At 35.9% G+C, this 25,655-nt stretch carries 38 protein-coding genes; 24 read left to right on the top strand and 14 right to left on the bottom strand.

Translation table 11 applies throughout. The features are described from left to right. The first annotated feature begins 7 nt into the window (after window positions 1–7). From gcvPA to DET63_RS00260, 11 genes are all read left to right on the top strand, one after another. The gene (gene gcvPA, locus DET63_RS00310; protein WP_113935573.1) at window positions 8–1,351 is read left to right on the top strand and encodes an aminomethyl-transferring glycine dehydrogenase subunit 1; all 1,344 of its coding nucleotides are present in this window, start codon (window positions 8–10) and stop codon (window positions 1,349–1,351) included. Next, complete coding sequence (gene gcvPB, locus DET63_RS00305; RefSeq protein ID WP_002122485.1) at window positions 1,348–2,823, top strand: aminomethyl-transferring glycine dehydrogenase subunit 2; 1,476 nt, start codon at window positions 1,348–1,350, stop codon at window positions 2,821–2,823. The genes gcvPA and gcvPB overlap by 4 nt, the downstream gene beginning before the upstream one ends. Before the next feature lie 284 nt (window positions 2,824–3,107). Continuing rightward, window positions 3,108–3,311, top strand: coding sequence for a DUF3929 family protein (locus DET63_RS00300; RefSeq protein ID WP_000262495.1), 204 nt, complete (start codon window positions 3,108–3,110; stop codon window positions 3,309–3,311). A gap of 70 nt (window positions 3,312–3,381) precedes the next feature. Continuing rightward, window positions 3,382–3,573 carry a hypothetical protein gene (locus tag DET63_RS00295; protein ID WP_002088608.1) on the top strand — a complete coding sequence of 64 codons (192 nt, stop codon included), beginning with the start codon at window positions 3,382–3,384 and terminating at the stop codon, window positions 3,571–3,573. Between the two features lie 118 nt (window positions 3,574–3,691). Further along, window positions 3,692–4,066, top strand: a complete 375-nt coding sequence (locus DET63_RS00290) for a GntR family transcriptional regulator (RefSeq protein ID WP_002190660.1) — start codon at window positions 3,692–3,694, stop codon at window positions 4,064–4,066. Between the two features lie 3 nt (window positions 4,067–4,069). Continuing rightward, window positions 4,070–4,942, top strand: coding sequence for an ABC transporter ATP-binding protein (locus tag DET63_RS00285; protein ID WP_113935572.1), 873 nt, complete (start codon window positions 4,070–4,072; stop codon window positions 4,940–4,942). After that, window positions 4,923–5,591 carry an ABC-2 transporter permease gene (locus tag DET63_RS00280; protein WP_113935571.1) on the top strand — a complete coding sequence of 223 codons (669 nt, stop codon included), beginning with the start codon at window positions 4,923–4,925 and terminating at the stop codon, window positions 5,589–5,591. Before DET63_RS00285 ends, DET63_RS00280 begins: the two co-directional genes overlap by 20 nt. Before the next feature lie 14 nt (window positions 5,592–5,605). Continuing rightward, a complete protein-coding gene (locus DET63_RS00275; RefSeq protein ID WP_113935570.1) occupies window positions 5,606–6,238 on the top strand; it encodes an ABC-2 transporter permease in 633 nt (210 codons plus the stop codon). 33 nt (window positions 6,239–6,271) lie between these two features. Then, window positions 6,272–6,895 carry an ABC-2 transporter permease gene (locus DET63_RS00270; RefSeq protein ID WP_113935569.1) on the top strand — a complete coding sequence of 208 codons (624 nt, stop codon included), beginning with the start codon at window positions 6,272–6,274 and terminating at the stop codon, window positions 6,893–6,895. A 14-nt stretch (window positions 6,896–6,909) separates the two neighbouring features. After that, on the top strand, window positions 6,910–7,506 hold the full coding sequence (locus DET63_RS00265) for an ABC-2 transporter permease (protein ID WP_113935568.1): 597 nt from the start codon (window positions 6,910–6,912) through the stop codon (window positions 7,504–7,506). 244 nt (window positions 7,507–7,750) lie between these two features. Then, a complete protein-coding gene (locus DET63_RS00260) occupies window positions 7,751–7,939 on the top strand; it encodes a hypothetical protein (RefSeq protein WP_113935567.1) in 189 nt (62 codons plus the stop codon). A gap of 170 nt (window positions 7,940–8,109) precedes the next feature. On the opposite strand, the gene DET63_RS00255 is transcribed toward DET63_RS00260, so the two are convergent. From DET63_RS00255 to DET63_RS00235, 5 genes are all read right to left on the bottom strand, one after another. After that, a complete protein-coding gene (locus DET63_RS00255) occupies window positions 8,110–8,367 on the bottom strand; it encodes a DUF3975 family protein (RefSeq protein WP_002034004.1) in 258 nt (85 codons plus the stop codon). A gap of 15 nt (window positions 8,368–8,382) precedes the next feature. Beyond that, entirely contained in the window at window positions 8,383–8,697 is a 315-nt protein-coding gene (locus DET63_RS00250) for a DMT family transporter (protein ID WP_002015033.1), read from the bottom strand. Between the two features lies 1 nt (window position 8,698). After that, entirely contained in the window at window positions 8,699–9,031 is a 333-nt protein-coding gene (locus DET63_RS00245; RefSeq protein WP_000312339.1) for a DMT family transporter, read from the bottom strand. A gap of 71 nt (window positions 9,032–9,102) precedes the next feature. Continuing rightward, window positions 9,103–9,684 carry a TetR/AcrR family transcriptional regulator gene (locus tag DET63_RS00240; protein ID WP_002034003.1) on the bottom strand — a complete coding sequence of 194 codons (582 nt, stop codon included), beginning with the start codon at window positions 9,682–9,684 and terminating at the stop codon, window positions 9,103–9,105. Between the two features lie 98 nt (window positions 9,685–9,782). Next, complete coding sequence (locus DET63_RS00235; RefSeq protein ID WP_113935566.1) at window positions 9,783–10,760, bottom strand: LacI family DNA-binding transcriptional regulator; 978 nt, start codon at window positions 10,758–10,760, stop codon at window positions 9,783–9,785. Window positions 10,761–11,077: 317 nt separating this feature from the next. Between DET63_RS00235 and DET63_RS00230 the strand changes: the two genes are divergently transcribed. Further along, window positions 11,078–11,614, top strand: a complete 537-nt coding sequence (locus DET63_RS00230; RefSeq protein ID WP_002129065.1) for a hypothetical protein — start codon at window positions 11,078–11,080, stop codon at window positions 11,612–11,614. Between the two features lie 37 nt (window positions 11,615–11,651). On the opposite strand, the gene DET63_RS00225 is transcribed toward DET63_RS00230, so the two are convergent. Then, window positions 11,652–12,035 (bottom strand): rhodanese-like domain-containing protein, encoded by a 384-nt coding sequence (locus DET63_RS00225; RefSeq protein ID WP_002015038.1) that lies wholly within the window; start codon window positions 12,033–12,035, stop codon window positions 11,652–11,654. A 170-nt stretch (window positions 12,036–12,205) separates the two neighbouring features. Here DET63_RS00225 and DET63_RS00220 point away from each other — a divergent pair, with 170 nt between their 5' ends. Further along, window positions 12,206–13,042 (top strand): lipoate--protein ligase family protein, encoded by an 837-nt coding sequence (locus tag DET63_RS00220; RefSeq protein WP_113935565.1) that lies wholly within the window; start codon window positions 12,206–12,208, stop codon window positions 13,040–13,042. A 29-nt stretch (window positions 13,043–13,071) separates the two neighbouring features. On the opposite strand, the gene DET63_RS00215 is transcribed toward DET63_RS00220, so the two are convergent. The 4 genes from DET63_RS00215 to DET63_RS00200 all read right to left on the bottom strand — a co-directional run bounded on the left by DET63_RS00215 (window position 13,072) and on the right by DET63_RS00200 (window position 15,797). After that, window positions 13,072–13,911 carry a hypothetical protein gene (locus DET63_RS00215; RefSeq protein ID WP_113935564.1) on the bottom strand — a complete coding sequence of 280 codons (840 nt, stop codon included), beginning with the start codon at window positions 13,909–13,911 and terminating at the stop codon, window positions 13,072–13,074. 200 nt (window positions 13,912–14,111) lie between these two features. Further along, on the bottom strand, window positions 14,112–14,780 hold the full coding sequence (locus tag DET63_RS00210) for a DUF1048 domain-containing protein (protein ID WP_113935563.1): 669 nt from the start codon (window positions 14,778–14,780) through the stop codon (window positions 14,112–14,114). A 7-nt stretch (window positions 14,781–14,787) separates the two neighbouring features. Beyond that, window positions 14,788–15,474, bottom strand: coding sequence for a DUF1129 domain-containing protein (locus DET63_RS00205; protein ID WP_113935562.1), 687 nt, complete (start codon window positions 15,472–15,474; stop codon window positions 14,788–14,790). A gap of 5 nt (window positions 15,475–15,479) precedes the next feature. Beyond that, window positions 15,480–15,797 carry a PadR family transcriptional regulator gene (locus DET63_RS00200; RefSeq protein WP_000556081.1) on the bottom strand — a complete coding sequence of 106 codons (318 nt, stop codon included), beginning with the start codon at window positions 15,795–15,797 and terminating at the stop codon, window positions 15,480–15,482. A gap of 156 nt (window positions 15,798–15,953) precedes the next feature. Here DET63_RS00200 and splB point away from each other — a divergent pair, with 156 nt between their 5' ends. The 3 genes from splB to DET63_RS00185 all read left to right on the top strand — a co-directional run bounded on the left by splB (window position 15,954) and on the right by DET63_RS00185 (window position 18,242). After that, window positions 15,954–16,979, top strand: a complete 1,026-nt coding sequence (gene splB / locus DET63_RS00195) for a spore photoproduct lyase (protein ID WP_002015042.1) — start codon at window positions 15,954–15,956, stop codon at window positions 16,977–16,979. 133 nt (window positions 16,980–17,112) lie between these two features. Next, window positions 17,113–17,541: a transcriptional regulator MntR gene (gene mntR / locus DET63_RS00190; protein ID WP_002143106.1), complete on the top strand. Its 429-nt coding sequence runs from the start codon at window positions 17,113–17,115 to the stop codon at window positions 17,539–17,541. A gap of 53 nt (window positions 17,542–17,594) precedes the next feature. After that, a complete protein-coding gene (locus tag DET63_RS00185; RefSeq protein ID WP_113935561.1) occupies window positions 17,595–18,242 on the top strand; it encodes an HAD family hydrolase in 648 nt (215 codons plus the stop codon). An 80-nt stretch (window positions 18,243–18,322) separates the two neighbouring features. Here the strand turns inward: DET63_RS00185 and DET63_RS00180 are convergent, their stop codons facing one another. Together DET63_RS00180 and DET63_RS00175 are read right to left on the bottom strand one after the other, a co-directional pair. After that, window positions 18,323–18,724, bottom strand: a complete 402-nt coding sequence (locus DET63_RS00180) for an SA1362 family protein (protein WP_113935560.1) — start codon at window positions 18,722–18,724, stop codon at window positions 18,323–18,325. 79 nt (window positions 18,725–18,803) lie between these two features. Then, window positions 18,804–19,724 carry a DUF1385 domain-containing protein gene (locus tag DET63_RS00175; RefSeq protein ID WP_002015047.1) on the bottom strand — a complete coding sequence of 307 codons (921 nt, stop codon included), beginning with the start codon at window positions 19,722–19,724 and terminating at the stop codon, window positions 18,804–18,806. 244 nt (window positions 19,725–19,968) lie between these two features. Here DET63_RS00175 and DET63_RS00170 point away from each other — a divergent pair, with 244 nt between their 5' ends. Genes DET63_RS00170 through efp form a run of 4 tightly spaced genes read left to right on the top strand, consistent with a single transcriptional unit; the run spans window position 19,969 to window position 22,595 of the window. Beyond that, window positions 19,969–20,454 (top strand): YqhR family membrane protein, encoded by a 486-nt coding sequence (locus DET63_RS00170; protein WP_113935559.1) that lies wholly within the window; start codon window positions 19,969–19,971, stop codon window positions 20,452–20,454. 55 nt (window positions 20,455–20,509) lie between these two features. Beyond that, the gene (gene aroQ, locus DET63_RS00165) at window positions 20,510–20,950 is read left to right on the top strand and encodes a type II 3-dehydroquinate dehydratase (protein ID WP_070144825.1); all 441 of its coding nucleotides are present in this window, start codon (window positions 20,510–20,512) and stop codon (window positions 20,948–20,950) included. Between the two features lie 4 nt (window positions 20,951–20,954). Beyond that, a complete protein-coding gene (gene pepQ / locus DET63_RS00160; protein WP_002033991.1) occupies window positions 20,955–22,016 on the top strand; it encodes a Xaa-Pro dipeptidase in 1,062 nt (353 codons plus the stop codon). A gap of 21 nt (window positions 22,017–22,037) precedes the next feature. Further along, entirely contained in the window at window positions 22,038–22,595 is a 558-nt protein-coding gene (gene efp, locus DET63_RS00155; protein ID WP_002033989.1) for an elongation factor P, read from the top strand. A gap of 35 nt (window positions 22,596–22,630) precedes the next feature. On the opposite strand, the gene DET63_RS00150 is transcribed toward efp, so the two are convergent. Both DET63_RS00150 and DET63_RS00145 read right to left on the bottom strand, forming a co-directional pair. Beyond that, window positions 22,631–22,951 carry a hypothetical protein gene (locus DET63_RS00150; RefSeq protein WP_002138295.1) on the bottom strand — a complete coding sequence of 107 codons (321 nt, stop codon included), beginning with the start codon at window positions 22,949–22,951 and terminating at the stop codon, window positions 22,631–22,633. Further along, on the bottom strand, window positions 22,932–23,513 hold the full coding sequence (locus tag DET63_RS00145; protein WP_113935558.1) for a GNAT family N-acetyltransferase: 582 nt from the start codon (window positions 23,511–23,513) through the stop codon (window positions 22,932–22,934). Before DET63_RS00145 ends, DET63_RS00150 begins: the two co-directional genes overlap by 20 nt. 178 nt (window positions 23,514–23,691) lie before the next feature. Here DET63_RS00145 and DET63_RS00140 point away from each other — a divergent pair, with 178 nt between their 5' ends. From DET63_RS00140 to spoIIIAC, 4 genes are read left to right on the top strand one after another with little or no spacing between them, the layout of a single operon-like run. Continuing rightward, window positions 23,692–23,973: a YqhV family protein gene (locus DET63_RS00140; protein WP_113935785.1), complete on the top strand. Its 282-nt coding sequence runs from the start codon at window positions 23,692–23,694 to the stop codon at window positions 23,971–23,973. A gap of 27 nt (window positions 23,974–24,000) precedes the next feature. Then, on the top strand, window positions 24,001–24,927 hold the full coding sequence (gene spoIIIAA, locus DET63_RS00135; protein ID WP_113935557.1) for a stage III sporulation protein AA: 927 nt from the start codon (window positions 24,001–24,003) through the stop codon (window positions 24,925–24,927). Continuing rightward, complete coding sequence (spoIIIAB, locus tag DET63_RS00130) at window positions 24,921–25,436, top strand: stage III sporulation protein SpoIIIAB (protein ID WP_002088574.1); 516 nt, start codon at window positions 24,921–24,923, stop codon at window positions 25,434–25,436. Before spoIIIAA ends, spoIIIAB begins: the two co-directional genes overlap by 7 nt. Before the next feature lie 14 nt (window positions 25,437–25,450). Further along, window positions 25,451–25,654 (top strand): stage III sporulation protein AC, encoded by a 204-nt coding sequence (spoIIIAC, locus tag DET63_RS00125; RefSeq protein WP_000020914.1) that lies wholly within the window; start codon window positions 25,451–25,453, stop codon window positions 25,652–25,654. The last annotated feature ends 1 nt before the right edge of the window (window position 25,655 follow it).

The following is a 25,655-nucleotide window of genomic DNA, read 5'->3' as shown; positions in this document are numbered from 1 at the left end:
AGATTTCATGTTGCATCGTTATCTTCCAATGACAGAAGAAGACAAAAAAGAAATGTTACAAACGATCGGCGTTCAAACGATCGACGAATTATTCTCTGATATTCCAGAGAGTGTTCGTTTTAAAGGGGATTTAAAAATTAAAGAAGCAAAATCAGAGCCAGAGCTTTTAAAAGAGTTATCTCAAATGGCTAGTAAAAATGCTAATTTAAAAGAATATGCTTCTTTCTTAGGAGCAGGTGTATACGATCATTACGCTCCAGTAATTGTTGATCATGTTATTTCTCGTTCAGAGTTTTATACAGCTTACACACCATACCAACCAGAAATTTCACAAGGGGAATTACAAGCAATTTTTGAATTCCAAACAATGATTTGTGAATTAACAGGAATGGATGTAGCAAACTCTTCTATGTATGACGGAGGTACAGCTTTAGCTGAAGCGGCAATGCTAGCAGCTGGTCATACTCGCAAAAAGAAAATTCTTGTATCTAAGGCAGTTCATCCAGAATCAAGAGCGGTACTTGAAACATATGCAAAAGGTCAAAATCTTGAAGTTGTTGAAATTGATCATAAAAACGGTGTAACAGATTTAGAAGTATTACAAAGTGAAGTAGATGATACAGTTGCTTGTGTAATCGTTCAATATCCAAACTTCTTCGGACAAGTGGAAAAGTTAGCTGATATCGAAAAAATCGTTCATCAACAAAAATCATTATTTATCGTTTCTTCAAATCCATTATCATTAGGTGCATTAACACCGCCAGGAAAATTCGGTGCTGATGTTGTAATCGGTGATGCACAACCATTCGGTATCCCAACGCAGTTTGGTGGACCGCACTGTGGTTACTTTGCAACAACGAAAGCATTTATGCGTAAAATTCCAGGACGTCTTGTCGGACAAACTGTAGATTCAGATGGTAAACGTGGATTTGTATTAACGTTACAAGCACGTGAACAGCATATTCGCCGTGATAAAGCGACGTCTAACATTTGTTCAAACCAAGCGTTAAATGCATTAGCAGCTTCTGTTGCAATGACGGCACTTGGCAAACAAGGTGTAAAAGAAATGGCACGTCAAAACATTTCTAAAGCACAATATGCAAAACGTCAATTCGAAGCGAAAGGCTTCACTGTAACGTTCGCTGGACCATTCTTTAATGAATTTGTTGTAGATTGCAAACGTCCAGTTAAAGAAATAAATGATGTATTAATACAAAAGAATATTATCGGTGGTTACGACCTAGGCCGTGATTATAAAGAGCATGAAAATCATATGCTTGTAGCAGTAACAGAGCTTCGTACAAAAGAGGAAATTGACACACTTGTAAACGAAATGGGGGCTATCCAATGAAGAACCAAGACCAAGCACTTATTTTTGAAGTGACTAAAGAAGGACGCGTAGGATATAGCTTACCCAAATTAGATGTAGAAGAAGTAAAATTAGAAGATGTGTTTGAGAGTGATTATATTCGAGTAGAAGATGCAGAGCTTCCAGAAGTATCTGAACTTGATATTATGCGCCATTACACAGCGCTTTCAAACCGTAACCACGGTGTGGATTCAGGATTCTATCCACTTGGGTCTTGTACGATGAAGTATAATCCTAAAATTAATGAAAACGTAGCTCGTTTCGCAGGATTTGCAAATATTCATCCACTTCAAGATGAAAAGACAGTGCAAGGTGCAATGGAATTAATGTATGACTTACAAGAACATTTAATTGAAATTACAGGTATGGATACTGTTACGTTACAACCAGCAGCTGGTGCACACGGAGAATGGACAGGATTAATGTTGATTCGTGCATATCATGAAGCGAACGGTGACTTTAACCGTACGAAAGTAATTGTTCCTGACTCTGCTCACGGAACAAACCCGGCGTCTGCAACAGTAGCTGGTTTTGAAACAATTACGGTGAAATCAAATGAACATGGTCTTGTTGACTTAGATGATTTAAAACGTGTTGTAAACGAAGAAACAGCAGCACTTATGTTAACAAATCCAAATACATTAGGCCTATTCGAAGAAAATATTTTAGAAATGGCAGAAATCGTCCATAACGCAGGCGGTAAATTATACTATGATGGTGCAAACTTAAATGCGGTATTAAGCCAAGCACGCCCAGGAGATATGGGATTTGACGTTGTTCATTTAAACCTTCATAAAACATTTACAGGTCCGCATGGCGGCGGTGGTCCAGGTTCTGGTCCAGTAGGTGTGAAAGCTGATTTAATTCCGTACTTACCAAAACCGATTTTGGAGAAAACAGAAAATGGCTATCACTTTAACTATGATCGTCCAGAAGCAATTGGGCGTGTGAAACCATTCTATGGTAACTTCGGAATTAACGTTCGTGCATACACATATATTCGTTCTATGGGCCCAGATGGCTTGCGTGCAGTAACTGAGTATGCTGTATTAAATGCGAACTATATGATGAGAAGATTAGCACCATTCTATGATCTTCCGTTCGATAGACATTGCAAGCATGAATTTGTATTATCTGGTCGTCGTCAAAAGAAACTTGGTGTACGTACATTAGATATTGCAAAACGTCTGCTTGATTTCGGTTACCATCCACCAACAATTTACTTCCCATTAAATGTGGAAGAATGTATTATGATTGAGCCAACAGAAACAGAATCAAAAGAAACATTAGATGGTTTCATTGATAAGATGATTCAAATTGCTAAAGAGGTAGAAGAAAATCCAGAAGTTGTACAAGAAGCACCACATACAACAGTAATAAAACGTTTAGATGAAACATTGGCTGCTCGTAAACCAGTTTTACGTTATGAAAAGCTAGCACCTGTACAAGTGTGATTGCAAAAAAAAGAACTCGCTACATGCGGGTTCTTTTTTTTGCAAAATTGGTGTGGCTAGAATGAAAAAAATGTTAAAAATTTATATTTTTTGTTTCATATTGCTGTAAAGATGCGGTTTTATAGGTGATTTTGTTGAAAAAGTCGGTTTGATAAAAGTATTTATTTTTGTTAGAATTTTATTGAAATTAAGAAGATGTGATGAGGTAGAAATTACTCATTTTTATGTATATGTGAAAAAACGAGCAAGACGGGGGTGGAAGTGTGGGATATCGATGTTATAGAATGGTATACCATTTAGAAAATGGAGAAACAATTAAAGATGTAAAAGAATTTTGTTACCGAGACCAAGGGAAAGTGTTAGAAAGAGTAGCGCACCGTGTAATGGATAATAGAGAAGTGACAGCGATTGATAAACAAGGAACAATCATTTCAATAGCGTGTGAGGACATTGTAAAGGTAGAACTTGATTACATAACAGAAAGTTAACCTTGAGTCATATCGAATTATTCGATACAATATACTGTTGAATGGTGAAGAGAGAAGAGAGGAGTTTATCATGGGTAATACACGACACTTTTATATGTTTATTTTAGCGTTTGTTCTTGTTGTGGCGTTAACGATTTATTTAATTGTTGATAGCAGCTGGTACAATACAGTTCATCCAGCATTCCTTCTTTTTATGTATGTAGGAATTGCGGTTGTTAGTTTCGGAATGAGAGACGAAATGTTAGATCGCTTTGAAAAGTGATACATATACGAAAGACCAACAGGAAAATGTTGGTCTTTTTTTCTTGCCAAAAATAGGATGTTGTGTATATACTGTGTATACAAGGTATATACAGTATATACACACACTGGAGGAAAACATGAATATTATTATTTCGAATTCTTCCCAAGACCCTATTTATGTGCAAATAAGAAAACAATTAAGCCAGCTTATTTTAAATGGTGGTTTAAAGGGTGGAGACCAATTACCGTCTATTCGTAGCTTAGCGAAGGAATTACAAATTAGTGTAATTACAACGAAGCGTGCATACGAGGAGCTTGAAAAAGAAGGATATATAGAAACTGTTGCTGGGAAGGGGACTTATGTTTCACGTAAAAATAATGAACTATTAAAAGAACAGCGGCTACGTCTATTGGAAAGTAAAGTGGAAGAGATTGTGAATGAAAGTAAAGTGTTGCAGCTTTCACTGGAAGAGTTGCAACAGATGATTGCGTGTTTATACAAGGGGGAATAAGAGATGTTAGAGCTAAAAAACGTTTGTAAAACTTATCAAGATTTCTCAGTGAAAAATGTAAGTTTTACATTGCCACGTGGATATATTATGGGATTTATCGGACCGAATGGAGCTGGAAAAAGTACGACGATCAAAATGATTATGAATTTAATCAGAAAAGAGAGCGGTGATATAAAAATTTTTGGTAAGGACAATAAGAAAGCCGAAAAGGAAATAAAACAAAATATCGGTTTTGTGTATGATGAAAATCATTATTACGAAGATTTAACGTGTGAGCAAATGAAACGGATTATTGCACCGTTATATAAAAAGTGGGACGAAAAGCAGTATCAATCGTATATGCAGAGATTACAAGTTCCAACGTATAAAAAGATTAAAGAGTTATCCAAAGGGATGAAAATGAAATTTGCGATTGCAATCGCACTTTCACACCATGCGGAATTCATTATTATGGATGAACCAACAGCAGGATTGGATCCAGTTGTTCGAAGTGAATTACTTGATATGCTGCAAGAGATTGTAATGGAGGATGAAGTATCCGTATTATTCTCAACGCACATTACAACAGACTTAGAGCGCATCGCAGATTATATTACGTTCATTAACGATGGAGAAATTATATTTACTGGTGAGAAAGATGAACTAATGGGGAACTACGTAATCGTAAAGGGAAGTAATGATTTATTAGATCAAGAAGGAAAGGAGCTATTTGCTGGATTACGAAAAAATAAGTTTGGTTTCGAAGGTTTAGCGAAGGATAAACAAGCAATTGTCGATTGGTTTGGAAATGAGGTTGTACTAGAAAAGCCTACATTAGATGATATTATCGTTTACACCGCGAAAGGGAGAGGTACCTATGCATCAGCTCGTATATAAAGATTTGTTCTTTTTTCGAGGGATATGGCCAGTGTATCTTACTATACCCTTTATATTCTTTTTATTTGAAAACGGTGATGGAATGCTGTTTCCTATGAGTTGTTTATTTGTAACGCTTTCATCAATTACGATGTTAATCGTAATTGATGAACGGAATACCAGTGACATTATTATTAATAGTTTACCGTTAAGTAGAAAAGATATCATAATTGCTAGATATATTTCCAGTGCAATATTTATTGTAGGGGGTATGTTCTCTACTATGTTGTTTATTTTCCTTATAAGAGGTATTGCTGTTTTTGGCGATATCGGTGCATATCATCCTAATCTATACATTGAAATTCCGTGGTATGGAGTAGTAAATGGGGTTGTTTACGCCGTATTTTTAGTTGTCACCTTTTTCCCTAGTTATTATGCTATAAAATCGAATGTAGTAAGAAGTCTAGTATCAGCAGCATCAATAGGAGTGGGTGGGATACTTTGGATATTTATTAGTGATGGGCTGAATGAAACAACACCTTCATTCCTAGAGTGGATTATGAATCCTATGCATATTGGTGTATTTATAGTTGGATTCATTACATTAGTCAGTATTTATATCGCTTCTATGTTTCTTACGATCAAAATTTATGAAGCGCGTGATGTATAGAGAGGAGAATTCAGATGCAACAGTTGATTTTGAAGGAGTTTTTCTTACAGAAGAAGATGTTTCCTTTCTATTTTTTAATACCTATTTTATCTATTTCTAAGAATTCCGTCGACCCGATGGGGATTGCAATAGGATTATTTATAACATGTAGTACGATTATATATATTTCTTTTTATTATGATGAGAAAAGTAAAGCAGAAAAAGTATTAGTGAGCTTGCCTATAATGAGAAAAGAGATAGTTATAGCTAAATATATTTCAAGCACATTATTTATTATAGTCGGTTTGAGTATAACTTCTATAGTCGTAATATTAGGAAATATTTTGTTGGACAGAGATATAGTTATTCCTGGATATGCAATATTTTCAGCAATAGTAGCAACTTTGATTTATTGTGTAGTAACGATACCTACTAATTACATTGGAGGATATAAAGCTATTACTGTCTTGAATGTGATTATGATTTTTCCTTTAATGGGTATGATTGGCCTTATGTGCAATATTTTTGGTGATGAAATAATCATGCTAAAAGTACTTCACTCTCAAGATGCTACATTATCAATGAGTGTTCTTGGTATCGGAGTGTTAGTAAGTATAGTCATATCAATGTTGCTCTCAATGAAAATGTTTCAGGAGGCAGAGTTATAGAAGAGGCTCTTTTCATACTAGGAGGTGTAAAACATGATCAAGCAATTAGTCTTAAAAGATATAGTGTTGCAAAGAAAGTTAGGGTTTGCGTATCTTATATGTTTGTTTTTCCTTGCTATTGTTGATTTTCGTAGTGATAGCTTCCTTATGACGATTAGCTTATCTATACCTTTTCTTGGCATGGTACTGTCAATGAGTTATGAGGGGAAAAATAAAAGTGAAATGCTAGTAAATAGTTTACCGTTACAACGTAAAGAAATTGTCATAGCAAAATACATATTTGTAAGTATTTTAGTTGCTTTAGGTGGGATTTTCTCACTTGTAGTTGGTTTAATCCAGTTACAAAATGAACATATAACTGTATTTATGCTATGGGGAGAGATTCTTGGCGGAATAACGGGAGGATTGGTTTATAGCATGATTGTACTCCCAATCGAATTTTCAGTAGGATATAGCAGTGCAAAACAAATTGCTCCTTTCATCGGAATTGCATTTGGGTATTTAAGTGGACTGATTGTAAGTAACGTATGGTTAGATGTAGAGAATGCTTGGAGCACGAGTTTAGTCGTAAATATTTGTTTTATAGCAGGGCTGCTTCTTTTATATATCATGTCTATGTTATTCTCAATTAATTTGTATAGTGAGCGTGATTTGTAAGAGAGAGGAGAATAGTGTTGAAACAACTAATTTTAAAAGATTTCATCATTCAATGGAAATTTTTAATTTGGTACATATTGTATCCTGTTTTCTTTTATATGGCTTTAACAGATACGGAAAATCTGTTCATAATTATGGCAGTAATTATTACAATTGGGGCAACAGTAAAAACATTTGAAGCAGATAGTAAAAATGAGAGTGAAGTTATAGTAAATAGTTTGCCAATATTGAGAAAACAAATTGTGTATGCGAAATATATAGTAGCAATTATTATTCTTTTTATAAGCGTAACGGTCGGTTGTTTCACAATGGGAATGAAGAGTGGGGTTAACCTATTTGAATTTATCGAAACGACAATGGTTGCTAGTATTAGCTTTATTTTAGTGTATTTAAGCTTTGTTTTACCGATATCGTTTTGGCTAGGGTATAAAAAAACTATTTTTATTACGATAGTAATATTCATGGCGCCGATTGTTATTTTAGAAACTTTGTTTCAAATCAACCTGGAACAAATTCAACTATACAACAGCGTGTTATTCGTTAGTTCAATTTGCATGTTCATAGTATCTATCTTCGTTTCAGTGAAATTGTATGAGAAGAGAGAATTTTAAAAGGTGCCTCATAAAAGGCACCTTTTTCAATAACGGCAATACGAGAGCAAAAGTTTATAAACAGAAAGGCTATTAGGCACATCTTTCGGAGTATGTAATATAAAGCTGAAAACGATAACGAAAATGAGAAAGAGGAAAAATAAAAACAGGATTTGCTTATGTATAGAATTCTGCATACTATCCACTCCTTTTTTAGGTAGTATGTCCAAAGGAAAGAAGGGTATGAAAAATTTTAGGAGGGAGAATGGTGAACAAAAGAAAATGGTTATATAGAATAGGGGTACTTTTATTTTCAAGTGGTCTCATATTAGCAAATTTTTACTCAGATATACCATCGCCATTTCCTAATTTGCATAAAGGGATTGGTATAAGTATTGTCATAGCTGGTCTGCTTTGTCTGATCGCATCAAATTTCTATAGAAAATCTGAATGAATATAAAGTGAAACTTTAATCAGTGGGGGTTTTGTCCATCCCCACTGATTATTAGCCCACACCAATCGGGCGTTTACGGGCAGCCCGACTCCCACCTAACTCCCTCGCATTCGCCGAATTTTGAGGTGGGGGTCTTACTGCCCGCGAATAGCGGGATAAAAAAAGGACAGTTACTTCTTTTCAGAAGAACTGTCCTTTTTAAATAACTTGTTCCATAGCTTGGCGATACTCCATATAATCACGATTGTAATGGAGGCAATAATTGACCAAGCGATAGATGCAATTTCAAGTGCCATGTTAGGAAGGAATGTAAGAATGGATAATACTTTATGAAACAACCATTCTATTATATGAAAACTTATTTGTAATAGAATGACGATCCCGAGTGTAATCCATGCTAACATTTGTTTTCCTTTTTCTTTCCACATGACATTCACCTCACGTTAGCCTAATAATTTTAAGCCAACAGCGCCGCATAGAATGCAGCTTAAGAAGGCAAGGCGACGCCAATCCGCTGACTCGCGGAAAATAAGAATACCGAGAAGTGCACTTCCGGCAGTTCCGATTCCAGTCCAAATTGCGTAAGCAGTTCCCATCGGTAATGTGTTCATTGCAAGAGATAAGAAGAAGAAGCTTACGCCAAAGTTAGCGATTAAAATAACTTTTGGTGCCCAGCCTTTCTTTTCAGTGGCTACTTTCATAAAGAGTACACCAACAATTTCACAAATACCAGCTAGAATTAAAAATACCCAAGCCATTTTATGCGGCCTCCTTCGCTTCTTTTTCTTCTGTTACTCGTTTTAAACCAATTACTCCGAAGAAGATTAAACCAATTAATAAAACTTTTACGATAGAGAAAGGTTCTCCGAAGATGAAAATCTCTGTAAGAACGATTCCACCAGCTCCAATTCCTGTAAAGACTGCGTATACAGTGCCGACAGGTAAATCTTTATATGCTCTAAATAATAAGACGAAACTAATTGTAATTAATAGAGCAACACCAGCCCACTCAAGTGGTGCCTCCGCTTTTTTAAGTCCAATAACCCAAAAGATTTCAATAATACCAGCTATGATTACATAAATCCATGCCATATGTCATTTCTCCTTCCTACCAGTCGTTAGGTAAAGGGCTTAAAAACGACGCATTGCAAAGGAGCAATCCGTCAGTTTGAAAGGCCGCGCCAAAATACTTTCCAAGAAGCTTCTAAACGTGTCTCAAAACGATTTAAACCTGCGTATAGTAGTTCAACCATAAGACCGTCAAGTAAGCATAAAAAAGCCTCCAAAGCGTCTTTTACTTCAATGTTATGCAGTTCATCTTGTTCGCTTGCTCTTTTAAACACAGGGAATAAAAGTTTTCCGACATTTTCAATGTGTACATTCGCTTTATCAATAATTTGTTCGCGAAATGCATCCGGCGGAAAATAAGAAGTTCGTAACCAAAACATTGATTCTTCACTTTCACCAAATCGTTTTGCATAACCTTTTAACAGATTTACTAGCAATTCTTCAGTAGACGATTTTGAAAAATTTTCGATATCGTCAGTGAAGCTTTGTAAATCTTTTTGAAGAGCGGATTCTAAGCATGTAAAATATAGCTCTTCTTTTCCTTTAAAGTGTGCGTAAATCGATGGTTTTTTAATCCCAACTTCTTGAGCAATATTTGCTAATGAAGTTCCTTCGTAGCCGTAGCGCGCGAAATGAGAAAGTGCTACAGCTTTAATGCGGTTTGCTGTCATTTTCATCCCCTACCTACCGTTCGTTAGGTTCATTATATGAGATAAAAAATATAAAGTCAATAGGTGAAGAACTGAAAAAAGAGTGCTATGGTTGGCACTCTTTTCTAGACTGTTTTTCGCTCAATTAAATGGAATGAAAGTTCTTCTGAGTTTCCAATAATGTGTTCGTTTTGTATCTGTTTATGAAATAAAGAAAAAGCACGTGATCCCATTGTGAGCCCGGGATGCTCAATAGTTGTAATTTCTAATGCTTTTGAAATTTCATGGTTATCAAATCCCAGGATAGCGAGGTCTTCAGGTATGCGAATGCCATATTTTTTTGCCTCTGTTAATAAACCAGCAGCTACTTGATCGTTCGCTGTGAAAATAGCGGTTGGACGATTTTTCATGTTTAAAATAAGATGAAGTATTTTTGCCCCGTCCTGCATCGTATAACATTGATGGAAAATCCAATCAGGGTGTACTGTTTTTCCTTCGTGACGGAGAGTGTCGGCGAAAGCTTTTTCACGCTCGATTGAATTAACACTTGTTTTTCTTGCTAAACAAATGCCGATTTTTTCATGACCTTTACTGAGTAAATAGGAAGTACCAAGGCGGAATCCTTCGTAATGATCTACATAGACAGATGAAATGAGGGGATGGTTCATTTTTTCACATGAAATAATAGGCGCAAATTTTGCGAACGGTTCAATTTGTTCCCATGAACTCGTGCGAGAGCAAATAATCATCCCGTCAAATTGTTTCATTTTCATCATTTCAAGAACGCGAATTTCTTCAATACTATCGTAATTCGTTTGGCATAAATTAATATGATATCCAGCTGCTAACGCTTCGTTTCCGATTCCTTCAATGATCGTGCTGAAGTACGGAAGATTAATAAAAGGTAGCATAACCCCGATTGTATACGTTTTTCCCTTTATTAAATGGATAGCATTTATATTTTTTGCATAGTTCAATTCTTCAACTGCATCTAAAACACGCTTACGCTTTTCTTCTTTTACGTAAGGATGATTATTAAGAACACGAGAAACAGTTGATATAGATACACCAGCAGTTTTTGCAATTTGTTTTATATTGGCCATATGTATCACCTCTTTACTTAATTATAAGGGGAAAATAATAAGAATGAAAAAAATCTTGACCTGAAAAGCTTTTCACAATCTATGTTATAAGCATGACTTCTGTTATTCGCGTAACCTTTTTATTTGGGCGTAAGAATAGCGAGGTCTTTTTTGTATGTCTGCAAAGAATTTTTGTCAAAATGTGTGAGAATAACGTGGAAAGTTTTCGGAGGAGGCGTTTGATAACGAAGCGAATAGAAGAGAGTATAAACGCTTCGCTCGTTAAGAGAGCGGTATGAAAGGGCGGAAACAAATTGAAAAAAGGAATCATTTGTTTCGTGTTTTCTAGTGTAATACTTAGCTCATGTTCATTTCAGCAAACGATGCAAGAAGAAAAAACATTTGTAGGAACAACAGGAGGGGCTAAGGACCGTGTTACTGATCCGATTCCCCTAAAGGAACTTCCAAAATATTTTCCGGCAAAGTTTAAAGTTCCAACGTTTTTACCTTATGACATTACGAGTGATGTGAAGGGAGAGGTAAGAACGATGGGAAAGAAGAATGCTGTCTTAACGATTAAATATAAGCAACAAGAGAAAGGAAGGCACGATTATATAGAATTAACAGTGGCCAATTTTTCTTACAGTTTTCCATACCTCGTAGAAGAGAATCGATTTCAAGAACAAATGAAATTGAATAATGGAGCACCTGCTTATTTTAAAAATAAGGATGATTACGAGCGAGGGGACGAATTTGCTACGCTTATATGGAAAGAGAAGGGGATTGAATATCAGCTATTATATCGTAATGTAGATGAGAAAGCTGAAGATGTGATTAAACAAAATCTGCTGTACATTGCGAACAATATGGAATGAAAAAACTAGCTGTATCGTGCAGCTAGTTTTTTGTATATTATTTCTTTTTAATTTTTCCTGACCAAGATTTAAATCCACCTTTTAATTGGTAGAAATCTGTGTAGCCTTGTTTTTTTAAGTATTGAGCTGCACGACCTGTACGGAATCCGCTTTGGCAATATAAATAAACCGGTTGATCTTGGCGGAGTTCTTTGTGGCGAAGGCGAATTTGTGATAATGGAATGTTACGCGCACCTAAAATATGTCCCGCGTTAAATTCATCCGCTTCGCGAATATCGATAAGCTGTGCTTTACGGTAGCCAGCGCGAAATTCATCTTCTGAAAGTGTTTTAATTAATTTTTTCTGATAGAAATACATCCATACAGTGTAGCCGATGAATGCTGCAATTGCGGCTAGTATAATAATCAAGTTTGTTGACACGATTCTATCGCTCCCTTTTTTCTTATCCTACTTTCAATATTATAATGCCCATATGTATTTATGCAACAGATTCATTTGTATATAAGAAGAAATTTCGTATTCTTTCACAAATTTTGTCGAATTTGGTAGACTAGAGAATGTGAAAAATAATTGGTTATATGAGGTGCAGGATGGGAAAAGAAAAATGGTGTTATATTAACTCTGGTCAATGTTCACCAGCATTTAATATGGCGTTAGATGAATGTTTATTAAATTGGCAAAGTGAAAAGAAAATGTCACCAACAATTCGTTTTTATGAATGGGAAGTACCAACATTAACAGTCGGGTATTTCCAGCGTGTTGAAAAAGATATAAATATGGATGTAGTTAACGAAAAGAAATATGGATTCGTTCGTCGTCAAACAGGCGGCAGGGGTGTACTACATGACAAAGAATTAACGTACAGTGTTATTGTGTCTGAAGATCATCCGAATATGCCAAAAACAGTTACAGAAGCATACCGAATTATTTCGCAAGGCTTATTGGACGGTTTTAAGGCATTAGGATTAGAAGCGTATTATGCAGTTCCGAAAACAGAAGCGGATCGTGAGAATTTAAAAAATCCGCGTTCAGGAGTATGTTTTGATGCACCATCTTGGTATGAGATTGTAGTTGAAGGAAGAAAAATCGCGGGTAGTGCTCAAACACGTCAAAAAGGTGTTATATTACAACACGGTTCTATTCCGTTAGAAATAGATTTAGATGAGTTATACGACCTATTTTTATTCCCAAATGAGCGAGTAAAAGAGCGTATGAAAAATATGTTTTCTTCTAAAGCGGTAGCGATTAATGAATTAACAGACCGCACATTTACGATTGAACAGTTAATTAAAGCGTTTGAAACTGGATTTGAAAAAGGTTTAGATATAGAGCTTGTGCCATATGAACTAACAGAAGAACAGCTTCATGAAGTTCAAACTTTAGCAAAAGAGAAGTATGAAAGTAATGAATGGAATTATAAAAAATAAGGAGATGGCGACCGCCATCTCCTTATTTTTTATAGTAAATTAAGTACTTTTTCTACTTTGATTCCTTTATCTTGTAAAGAACGAAGGCGACTTACAACGTCCATAATTTCTTTGTCGAATGTAACGCTAATACCTTGGCTTTGTAGTTCTTTTTTTAATCCTTCAATAGAATCATCTATGTCGATGCCAAGCTCGTAATCTTGACAAACTTCAATTGTCTTTTTCACAAGTTTAACATAATTTTCTTGTAGTTTTGTATTTGTTTCAGTCAAAGCAGGTTGCTTCGGTTTTGTAGGAGTAACCGGTGCTGTCTCTTGCTTTGTAACTGGAGTAGGTACTGCTTTTTTCACAGGTGCTGGAGTAGATAGTTCTATAGCTGCTTCAACACTTACTGACTTCGGCGTTGGTACCGGAGTAGGTTTAGGTGCAGCAGGTGTTTCTACTCGCGTAATAGGCTTTGGAGCAGGTGTAACTGCTTTTGGAGCTTCTACAACTACTTCTTTTTTCGGGGTAGCTTCTACAACTGTTTCTTCTTGCTCAGCAGCTTCTTTATTTTCTTTGCTCCACATAACGCGTTCAACTTCTAGAGAAACATTATTTTTGTTCATCGCTGTTAATGTAACTTTACCAACCTCAGCGTTCCCAGTGAAATCAACAATTTTATAAATAACACTCTTGTTCCAATCCACGTTTCCGCTCAAAAATAATTCTTCGTTACATTTTGGCGTTAAGCCCTCGATTTTAATTTCTGCGTTTACACCGTTTTCACTATATACCATAATTAGCGAAGCATTTACATCTTCGTCTGCTAACATTAGTTCACGTACCATTTTGCCGGTGCGTACTTGCGTTTTCTTCTTAACTGACATCAAATTTCTCCTCTCAAAAATTCAATAATAATAAAAAAATCGTATAACGAAAAATAATTGCTCACGAAGATTTATGATACCGATAATAAAAGCATCACGTCAACAATTAACTTTAATTATTTTGCATTTTTCTTATTTTCTTTATGAAATTTTTCAATTTGTAAAATTAGACAGAAGAAAAACAGCCGTTTGAAAGGCTGTTAAAATTTAGATGTTTTATATAAAAATTTGTACAGAATATAAAAAGAAAGTGTAACAAGAGCACCTTGCCAAATAGACAAATTATAAAATAAGTATGGTTGTGTTTTAAAAAATACGTTTGAAAAAACTGATAAGATAAAAGGTATAAACACTGATAATAAGAGGAGTGCTTTTTGTTTCCAGGAAACCAGTATTGTAAAAGAAAAACGTCTAAATAACGAAAAAGTTATGAAAGCACCGATTGTTAAAACGATAGCAGATAATATTGTTCCGGGAATACTAAATGGAATTCCTAAGTGATTTGTATCTGTAAATAGTTTTTGCATAAGAGTAGTAAATGTATCGTATCCAATTTGAATAGCTAACAATAAACTAACTGCAAACCCAATAACGGCGGCTTGTTGGAAAAGATTTTGATGTTCTGAAGAATTAATTAATTCATCACAGTAAGCTTTTAAATCTTCTCCGAAAATATCATGAGCATTTTTATCATCTTCTTGTGCTTCTAAAAGATGATCTAATATTTCTAATAGCAGTTCTTCCATTTGCTTTTGCGGAACGCTAGTAAAGCGTAAATAAATAAGCATATCACCATAAGCAGCTTCGTTTTCAGGTGTTAATAATTTTCTTTTTTCATTGTTTAACTTAACCATTTCTTTTTCGGTCATAACCTCGTTACTCCTTTTTAAATTCTAAGTATTCTTTTTTGAAGAAAAGTTTATATAGTGCATAGCAAGAGATGGCAAGTAAAGCGCCAATCCAAGGTGAAATTTGCAAAGTAGTATAGGGCTTTTTTATAAATAAAAAGGAAATACCGATTAATAGTATCCATAGGCTATGGCGTATTAAAAAACTTCCTATATGCCTCCAAATAGTTGTTGTGTTTTTAAATAAATCAGTGTTAATAAAATCGAAAATAAAACGTATCATAAGATGTACCGACAAGATAAATGCGAGCAGATAAATGAAATCAATGTGTACAAATTTAAAACGTGCTTCATTTGAAAATAAGGGAAATACCAATGCAATTACGGAAGAAATAGCAAAGTATATTGCTAACAGGTAACTAGTTATAAATAAAGGAATCGATAATTGTTCCCATAAACTTTGCTTCGGTAGAGCAGCAATTAGCTCGTCACAGTACGCCTGTAAGTCGTCGCCAAAAATATCATAAGTACTTTTTTCTTCTTGCTGGGCTTCAATAAGGTGATCTAGAATTTCAATTAGCAGTTCTTCTGCTTGGTACTCTGGCACTTTAGCTAGGCGGATGTATATTAACATGTCACTATAGGTGGTTTCATTTTCTGCATTTAATAATTTACGCTTTTGATTATTTAATTCGATTAAATCTTTCGCCTTCATCCCTATCACTCCCCTTGTAATAAGTTGTTTACCGTCGTTGAAACCATTCCCCAACTTTTTTTAAATTCTTCAAGTTGTTCTAATCCCTTATCAGTTACGTGATAATATTTTCGCTTCGGTCCAAGAGAGGAAGCCTTTAATGTACCTTCAATAAGTTTCTCTTTTTGCATGCGTAACAATAAAGGATAGATGCTTCCTTCACTTACGAATGTAAAGCCGTGTTTATTTAATTTTGTACTTAGTTCATATCCGTACACTTCTTCTTGTGAAATGATATATAGAATGCAACCTTCTAGTACACCTTTTAACATTTGGCTGTGCATGATTTCACCACCTTTTATCCAGGTAACTTGCCTTGCAAGGTAGCTGTTATCCAAATTATAACAGTCAGTAACTTGCAAAGCAAGTTACTGAAGTGGAAAACTTTAATCTGTGTTAATTTTCATGTGCTTCCCATACTAACGAGAGGAGGGAAGCACATGAAACCATTTATGCCAAAACTCGTTTACTTTGAACCGAGGGCACTCGAATATCCGCTTGGAAAAGAGCTTTATGAGAAGTTTACGAAGATGGGATTAGAAATTCGTGAAACGACATCACACAATCAAATTAGAAATTTTCCAGGGGAAAATGAATTGCAAAAGTATCGTAATGCAAAAGCAACACTTGTCGTTGGGGTGAGGAAGACGTTAAAGTTCGATACATCAAAACCTTCAGCTGAATATGCAATTCCGCTTGCAACAGGGTGTATGGGACATTGTCATTATTGTTATTTGCAAACGACACTTGGGAGTAAACCTTACGTAAGGGTGTATGTGAATTTAGATGAAATCTTTGAGAAGGCAAAGCAATATATGGATGAAAGGGCCCCTGAAATAACAAGATTTGAAGCGGCGTGTACATCAGACATCGTTGGAATTGATCATTTGACACATGCATTAAAGCGGGCGATAGAGTTTATCGGAGAAAGTGAACATGGACGTTTACGTTTCGTTACGAAATATTCGCATGTTGATCATTTATTAGATGCAAAGCATAATGGGAAAACGCGTTTTCGATTTAGTATTAATTCACGTTATGTTATTAAAAACTTTGAACCAGGGACATCGCCATTTGAAGAGCGAATTGAGGCTGCTCGTAAAGTAGCGGGGGCTAATTATCCTCTTGGCTTTATTGTTGCGCCAATTTATATGCATGAAGGGTGGGAAGAAGGGTACCGTGAATTGTTTGAACGATTGTACAATGCGTTAAAAGACATGACGATACCAAATTTAACGTTCGAATTAATTCAACATCGTTTTACGAAACCAGCCAAAAAAGTCATTCAAGAACGTTATCCGAATACGAAACTTGAAATGGATGAAGAGAAGCGGAAATATAAATGGGGACGATACGGTATTGGGAAATATGTATATCAAAAGGATGATGTGGAAGTATTAGAAGAAACAATACGAGGTTATATATATGAGTATTTTCCAGATGCAGAAATTCAATATTTTACATAAGGGGAATCTAGATTCTTTTTTTGTTTTATATATTTAGGCTCGTTTCCACCTTGTCACGTTATTCTTTCTGGTGTATCATTTTATTGATTGCTTCGTACGGAATAAGCAAAATGAAATTGGATGGAGGAAACCGATGCCTACCCCTAGTATGGAAGATTATATTGAACAAATTTATTTGTTGATTGATGAAAAGGGTTATGCCCGTGTATCTGATATTGCTGAAGCGCTTAGTGTACATCCATCCTCTGTAACAAAAATGGTACAAAAATTAGACAAAGACGAATATCTAATTTATGAAAAATATAGAGGGCTTGTATTAACATCAAAAGGTAAAAAAATCGGTGAACGTCTCGTATATCGTCATGAATTGTTAGAACAGTTTATGCGCATTATCGGTGTGGATGAAAGCAAAATTTATAATGATGTAGAAGGAATTGAACATCATTTAAGTTGGGAATCAATTGACCGTATCGGTGATTTAGTACAATACTTTGAACAAGATGAAGTTCGAGTAAAAACACTTCGTGGTGTTCAAAAAGCAAATGAAGAGAAAAGTAATTAAGGGGAACGTGTGGCGTTTCCTTTTTTATTTCAATCGAAAAGGACGGGAGAATAATGAAAGCAATTATTTTTGATTTTGATGGATTAATTGTGGACACAGAAACAATATGGTTTCACTCTTTCAGAGATGCTGTTCGTGAATACGGCGGCGAGTTACCTTTAGAGGAATTTGCAAAATGTATTGGAACGACAGATGAAGTGCTTTATGCATATTTAAAAGAGCAATTAAAAGAAAAATTTAACGAGCATGCATTAAAGGGAAAAGTAACAACTTTACATAAAGAGAAAATGAAAATACCAAAAGCGCGTGGCGGGGTAAAAGAATATTTAGAAGAAGCGAAAGAACTTGGATTGAAAATCGCATTAGCCTCTAGTTCATCTAGGGAGTGGGTCGTTCGTTTTTTAGAAGAGCTACAAATTAGAGATTATTTTGAAGTGATTAAAACGCGAGAAGATGTAGAGAAGGTAAAACCAGATCCAGCTCTTTATAAAGTTACGATAGAAGAATTAGGAATTGAACCATCAGAAGCTGTTGTGTTTGAAGATTCATTAAATGGATTGAAAGCAGCGGTGGCAGCAGGATTAAAGTGTGTCGTCGTACCTAATGATGTGACAAGAAATTTGCAATTTGAAAACCATCACCTTCGTATCGAAAGTATGGAAGAGAAAAGTTTGAAAGAAGTGCTTCAACATATAAAGTGAAACTTTAATCAGTAGGGTTTTTCACATCTTCCACTGATTATTAGCCCCGCACCAACCGGGATAAAAAAAGACCGTATTTCCTAAAAGGAAGCACGGTCTTTCTTTTTGTTTTTTTTACCTTCAATGACAGTTAAATGAGATTGTTTTCTTTTTCTTTTCAACGATGGAGAATTACCCTTTTTCCCCTTGTCATCAGAAGCATTTCGTTTCAAGAAAGAATTACTTAGGGGTGCTACATTTTGTTTCCCGTGTTTGCGGTTCGATTGTTTCGCTGCACGCTTATATGAGCTTTGCGAATTTGCAGAACCACTAGAGTTTGTAAACATTTTGTAGAGTAAGTAAAAGATACCGACGACAGCTAACATGATACCAATGTTTTTCAATACTTCCATTGGATTTGTAATAACAGATGAAACAAGGCCGAATATTGCCAATCCGATAATAAGCGCAAATATAGCGAATGTAAACGAACGACCGTTCATAAGGGACACCTCCTAAAAACATATATTAAAATTAGTATATTAACGATGAGGAAAGGAGTTGAACACCATTTTTAAATAATTATTGTTTGTTTTCTAAACGTAATAATTCTTCAAACGATGCGATTGCAACTTCCGCTTGATCATCTGTTGGTTCTTTCGTTGTTAATAGTTGCAGCCATAATCCTGGATATCCAAGTACTCGTAAAACAGGGACATCTCGTAATCGATTGGTAAATTGTAATACTTCAAAAGAAATACCGAGAACAACTGGAATTAATAAAATTCGGTTTACTACCCTTGCCCAAAGCGGATCTGTAGGGACGAGGAAATAGACAAACATTCCAATAATGACTGTAAATATAATAAAGCTACTGCCACAGCGATAATGGAGGCGAGTTTGCTTTTGAACATTTTCTACAGTCAGTGGAAGATTATTCTCATAAGCATTGATTACTTTATGTTCCGCACCGTGGTACTGAAATACCCGCTTAATAAGTGGGGTTAAAGAAATGAAGTATATATAGCTCAATAATAGCATGAGCTTAATGACACTTTCGACAATGATTTGCCCTGTATGAGATGGGAAAATCGGTCTCGTTAATTCAGCTAAAAGTGCAGGAACTGCTGTGAAAATTACTTTACCGAATATGAACGATAAAACGCCAACTGCTGCAACTCCTAATACCATCGTTAATTTTGATTGTTCTTCTTTTTTATTTGCAAGTTGTTCATCTTCTTCTGGGTGGACATCAAATCGTTCTGAAGCAAAGTTTAAATGTTTCGCTCCATTCGCACTTGCATCCACAATAGCGGCAATACCTCGTAAAAATGGAATTTTCTTTAGTAGAGACAATGCTTTATTACGAACGCGTGGTAAACGATAAAATTCAATCGATTTATCTTTACGACGAACCGCTGTAACAGTATATTCTCTACCGCCAAACATAACTCCTTCTATGACTGCCTGCCCGCCATATATTTGTTTTGACTCTTCTGCCATGTTAACACCAACCTGTATTTGTTTCTCTCTTATGTAGAAAAAGAGGCAATTGTCATACTTGGTTTTGTCATCTTGAAATAAGACAATCACCGAGTTTCCTTTATTTTATCGACAAATACAGGCAGATGACAAGGGAAAATGTTACGAGAGTCGGACATTTCTTATTCTTTTTATAGACAAATTTTGCAGGATTTAAACATGCCTCAAAATAGTTTCGGGCATACTAGTGAGCGGAGGTGTCAATGTGAATCAAGAACAATCAACAATAAGAAACTTTGTACAAATTGGTTTATTTGGTGGCTTATTTTGGGGAGGTATATGGTATTTCCTTCATATATTCTCATTTACAGAAGCTGGACCTAACTATTTACTTTTACCGTTTGCATTTGGAGATTGGAAAGAAGGGGTTTGGGGAAATGTAGTAGGTATCGTTTGTATGGGACTTCTTTCAATTTTAGTGGCATTTCTCTATAAAGCCCTTTTTAAAAAGTTTGAAGGAGTATTCCCTGGCGTACTATACGGTTTGTTTTGGTGGGCATTATTATTTTTGGGGATGGGGCTAATGGCACCTGTTATTAAAAGTGCACTCCATTTACCGAAAGAAACAATTGTAACGACAGTATGTATCTTTATATTATATGGTGTTTTTATTTCGTATTCTGTAGCATTCGAATCGAATAATACAAATAGAGGAGAAGGGAGCGAGAAGACAAACTATTCAAATAAGTGATTCCTATGTTAAAATGTCGTATAGACATTCTTTAATATTAAGGAGTTTTAAGAAAATGAAAAAGTTACTCCTCGTAAACGGTCCGAACCTAAATCGCCTTGGCGTTAGGGAAGTAAATGTATACGGAAAAGGAACGTTAGCGACGCTTGAAACAGATATGAAACAAGAAGCAGAGAAAATGGGAGTGGAGTTAGAATGTTTCCAATCGAATCATGAAGGTGCTATTATCGATCGTCTTCATGAGGCTGAAGATATATATGAAGGGATCATTTTAAATCCTGGAGCATTTACGCATTATAGCTATGCGATTCGAGATGCAATTGCGAGCATTTCGATTCCTGTTATTGAAGTACATATTTCTAACATTCACCAGCGTGAATCGTTCCGTCACGAATCTGTGACGGCGGCTGTTTGTGCGGGACAAATTGTTGGATTTGGTTTTTATGGCTATAAGTTAGCGTTATTTGCATTAATGGAGAAATTGAGGGAGGCATAAAGTAATGGAAAAGATCGAGAGATTAAGAAGTGCGTTTGATGAGGCTGGTATTGACGGTATCGTATTAACGAATGAACATAGCCGTAGATATATGGCGAATTTCACGGGAACAGCTGGTGTTGTACTAATTTCAAAAGAGCGTGCTCTATTTATTACAGATTTCCGTTATGTAGAGCAAGCTAGTAAGCAAGCGGTTGGATACGAAATAGTGCAGCATCCAGGATTAATTCTTGATGAAGTTGCGAAACAAGTTAAAGAACTTGGAATTCAAAAGCTAGGCTTTGAGCAAGATACTCTTACATATAGCTCTTACGTAACGCATAATGAAGCGATCGAAGCTGAATTCATCCCAACTTCTGGGCTTGTAGAAAAGTTACGCTTGATAAAGACTGATTCAGAGATTAAGATATTAAAGGAAGCTGCACAGATTGCAGATGCTGCCTTTGAGCATATTCTATCATTCATTCGCCCGGGAGTATCTGAAATTGAAGTGTCAAATGAACTTGAATTTTTCATGAGAAAACAAGGAGCAACATCTTCTTCGTTTGATATTATCGTTGCTTCAGGTCTTCGTTCGGCATTACCGCACGGCGTGGCATCTGAAAAAGTGATAGAAAAAGGAGATTTCGTTACATTAGACTTCGGCGCTTATTACAAAGGATATTGCTCTGATATTACTCGTACGATTGCAGTCGGTGAACCATCTGATAAATTAAAAGAAATTTATAATATCGTTTTAGAAGCACAACTACGTGGTGTGAACGGTATTAAAGCTGGTTTAACGGGTCGTGAGGCTGATGCATTAACGCGTGATTACATAACGGAAAAAGGATATGGTGAATACTTCGGACACTCTACTGGTCATGGAATCGGTCTTGAAATCCATGAAGCACCAGGTTTAGCGTTCCGTTCTGATACAGTACTTGAACCAGGTATGGCTGTAACAGTAGAACCAGGTATTTATATTCCAGGTGTTGGCGGGGTACGTATTGAAGATGATATCATTGTAACAAGTGAAGGTAATGAAGTAATAACGAAATCACCAAAAGAACTTATTATTTTGTAATACACAGGAGGATTTTTTTACATGATTTCAGTAAACGATTTTCGTACAGGTTTAACAATTTCAGTGGACAATGCCCTTTGGCAAGTAATGGATTTCCAACACGTAAAGCCAGGTAAAGGTGCTGCATTCGTTCGCTCTAAACTACGTAACCTTCGCACAGGATCTGTTCAAGAGAAAACATTCCGTGCAGGTGAAAAAGTAGAAAAAGCACACATCGAAAACCGTCGTATGCAATACTTATACGCGAGCGGTGAGTCTCACGTATTTATGGATAACGAAACTTATGAGCAAATCGAACTTGGTGAAAACCAAATCGAGCGCGAATTGAAATTCTTAAAAGAAAACATGGGAGTATCTATTATGACATACCAAGATGAAGTACTTGGTGTTGAACTTCCGAACACAGTTGAATTAACAGTGTCAGAAACAGAGCCTGGTATTAAAGGTGACACAGCTTCTAACGTAACAAAACCAGCTAAATTAGAAACTGGTCTTGTTGTACAAGTACCAATCTTCATTAACGAAGGCGAAATGCTTATCATCAACACTGGTGAAGGTAAATACGTTTCTCGTGCATAGTAGAAAAGCACTCGTGATTATCACGAGTGCTTTTTTTATAGGAAGTAGGGAAGATAGTAAATTGCGGTTATAACAAAACTAACTGTGACGAGTGAAAGGGTACCCATAATATATGGAGTCAAAACAATTTGAAACGGGCGTATTTCACCAGTTTCAATACCGGTAAAAGTTTTATTCGTTGCATGATCCATATTGTTATTTCTAAAGGTACTCATAATAATTAACCAAGTAATTGCAAATATTGCTAGACTGCCAAGGAAAAAGCTCTCCAAAAATGACCAGCCGACCATTTTTGAAAAAAGATAAATAATAGCTAATTCTACTACAATTGTTAAACTAATTTTCAATCCCTTCATATTTTCCCCCCTCATTTCGTACTTCCAACCAATTTGAAAATTTTTCGCATGATACAACATGCAGTACGCAAGGTGATTTTACTTCTTTCTCCAAAGCAGCGTGTATGTCTGGAAATTGTTTTTCCACATGTAATGAAATGTAAGGTAGTTTCTCTTGTGCTTTTAAAGAGCGAATGTTATTCGTTTTAGCACCGGCAAATACGTATGTAAGTTGCAAGTCTAAAAAAGCGATTTTAAAGATCTCTTTTTTAGCAGATTCGTTATATCCTCTTCCCCAATATTGATAGCCGAGCCAACTTCCAATATGTGAGTGCTTTTGTTCGTAATTAATATGTTTAAGTGTCGTGAGGCCAATTATTTCATTTTCCTCACTTACAATCACTCTTGATAAGGAGTGCTTTTTTCGTTCCTCTTCAATTGCAAAAAGAATGAATGTTTTTGTATCTTCTACTGATTCTACTTTTAGCCCTAATGCATTTTTTACATGTGGATTGCTTGATAGCTCAAAAAGCACATTTGCATATCGTAAATCGAGTGGTAATAAAGTAACTTGCTTCATCATCTATGCTCCTTTTCTATTAAATATATCATAAATTGATGAGAATATTCAGATTTTAATAAAGTCGATAGAGAAAAATTATGTTTTTACTTCTGAAATAGACAACCTCTGCATATGGTTGTACAAATATATTCTTTTTCAGAATAAGGAAGTAGTAACTGTTATGGGAGAAGGTGGGAGAATGAAACAGTGGCTAGCGGCAATGGAAACATCCGTGCTTGTTATGGGGTTACTTCGGTTGTTTTCAGGAAGCGCGGAAATATTCGCCGCTTTGCTTATGCTTTACGTGAATGATGCGAAGAAAGCATTGTTTATAAATGGTATGTTGGCGTTTGTTGGACCGACCGTATTAATTTTAACAATGACAATTGGCATAGCGAGTGTAGCAAGTGAGATTTCTTTCTTGAAATTCTTTTTTCTAGCACTTGGAATTGGCTGCATTTTTATCGCGTTGTTGAAATAGTAAGTCGAGTATAGTGGGGAGAAGCTTATGAAAGAAGTATTAGAAGTTTTACCGAAAACGATGAGACAGTTAGTTGAAGGCTGTAAACAATACGATACTCTAGAGGAAATTCGTGTTCGAATTGGAAGGCCACTAGAGTGTATCGCACATGGAGAAGTGTTTTTCTATGACTATATCGCTACAGCGGAAGATGCAATCCATTTATTGAATAAATTAAGTCAATTCTCAATTTATACGATGGAAGAGGAATTGAAACGTGGATATGTGACACTACGAGGAGGACATAGAATTGGCCTAGCTGGAAAAGTCATTACAGAAAAAAGTGCAGTGAAAATGATTCGGGATGTCTCTTCTTTTAATATTCGTATTGCCCGTCAAAAAATAGGGATTGCTGAGCCGCTTCTGCCATATCTTTATGAATCACGATGGTTAAACACGATGGTAATAGGTCCACCGCAAACGGGGAAAACAACACTTTTAAGAGATGTAGCACGCTGTATGAGTCAGGGTGTAAGTGCTTCGAAAATTCCTTCATGTAAAGTGGGAATTGTTGATGAACGATCAGAAATTGCGGGCTGTGTGAAAGGAATCCCGCAATATGACTTTGGCGTGCGAGTAGATGTATTAGACGCTTGTCCAAAAGCTGAAGGAATGATGATGATGATTCGTTCTATGAGCCCAGACATATTAATCGTAGATGAAATTGGACGTAAAGAAGATAGTGAAGCGATTATGGAGGCGGTACATGCAGGTGTTCAGCTTTTTATAAGTGCACATGGATTTTCTTATGATGATGTTGTGAAACGTCCATCGTTACAGGCGGTGCTGGAACTTGGTGTATTTGATAGGTTTGTGGAATTATCAAAAGCGAGAGGGCCAGGAACGGTTATGCAAGTGAAAGATAGAGATGGAAAACCAGTATTACCTCATAGAAAGGCTCAAGGCGTATGGTGAAAATATTTGGTGCGGTATTAATAGTTGCTGTTAGCACTTTTTTCGGATTTTCATACGCTAAAAGGTACAGTGAGAGACCGCGGCAACTTAGGTTATTGAAGGCAGCATTGCAATCATTAGAAGCTGAAATTATGTATGGACACACGCCGTTATCTGAGGCTGCAGAGCGTTTAGTCAAACAAATGCCGAAGCCGTTAAATTGGATATTTCAAAGCTTTTCGAAACGGCTAGAGGACGGGGAGCAAACAGTTAGAGAAGCTTGGATTGATAGTTTGAAGGAGAACTGGACGTTAACGGCGTTTAAACAAACCGAGTATGAAATCTTACAACAATTTGGTGAAACACTTGGACAACATGATCGTGAATCACAGCAAAAACATATTCGCTTATGTATTACACATTTGGAGAGAGAAGAAGGAGAAGCGAAAGCATTACAACTACAATATGAAAAAATGATAAAGAGTTTAGGGGTACTAGCAGGGCTACTTATCGTAATTTTACTGCTATAGGGGGGAGAAAGGCGATGTCCATTGATGTTGGATTAATATTTCAAATCGCCGGAATCGGCATTGTTTTAGCTTTCATTCATACTGTACTAAAAGAATTAAAGCGAGAGGATATTGCGAATTGGGTTATCCTTGTCGGTTTTGTCGTTATTTTGTTTCATGTTGCATTTTTAATTAATACTCTATTCGACAAGATTAAAAGTGTCTTTCTCTTCCAGTAAA

This window comes from Bacillus sp. DB-2 (assembly GCF_003315125.1).
GTDB classification, from domain to species: Bacteria; Bacillota; Bacilli; order Bacillales; family Bacillaceae_G; genus Bacillus_A; species Bacillus_A mycoides.
The sequence above is the reverse complement of the archived record's forward strand: the minus strand, read 5'-3'. Positions and strand labels throughout refer to the sequence as shown.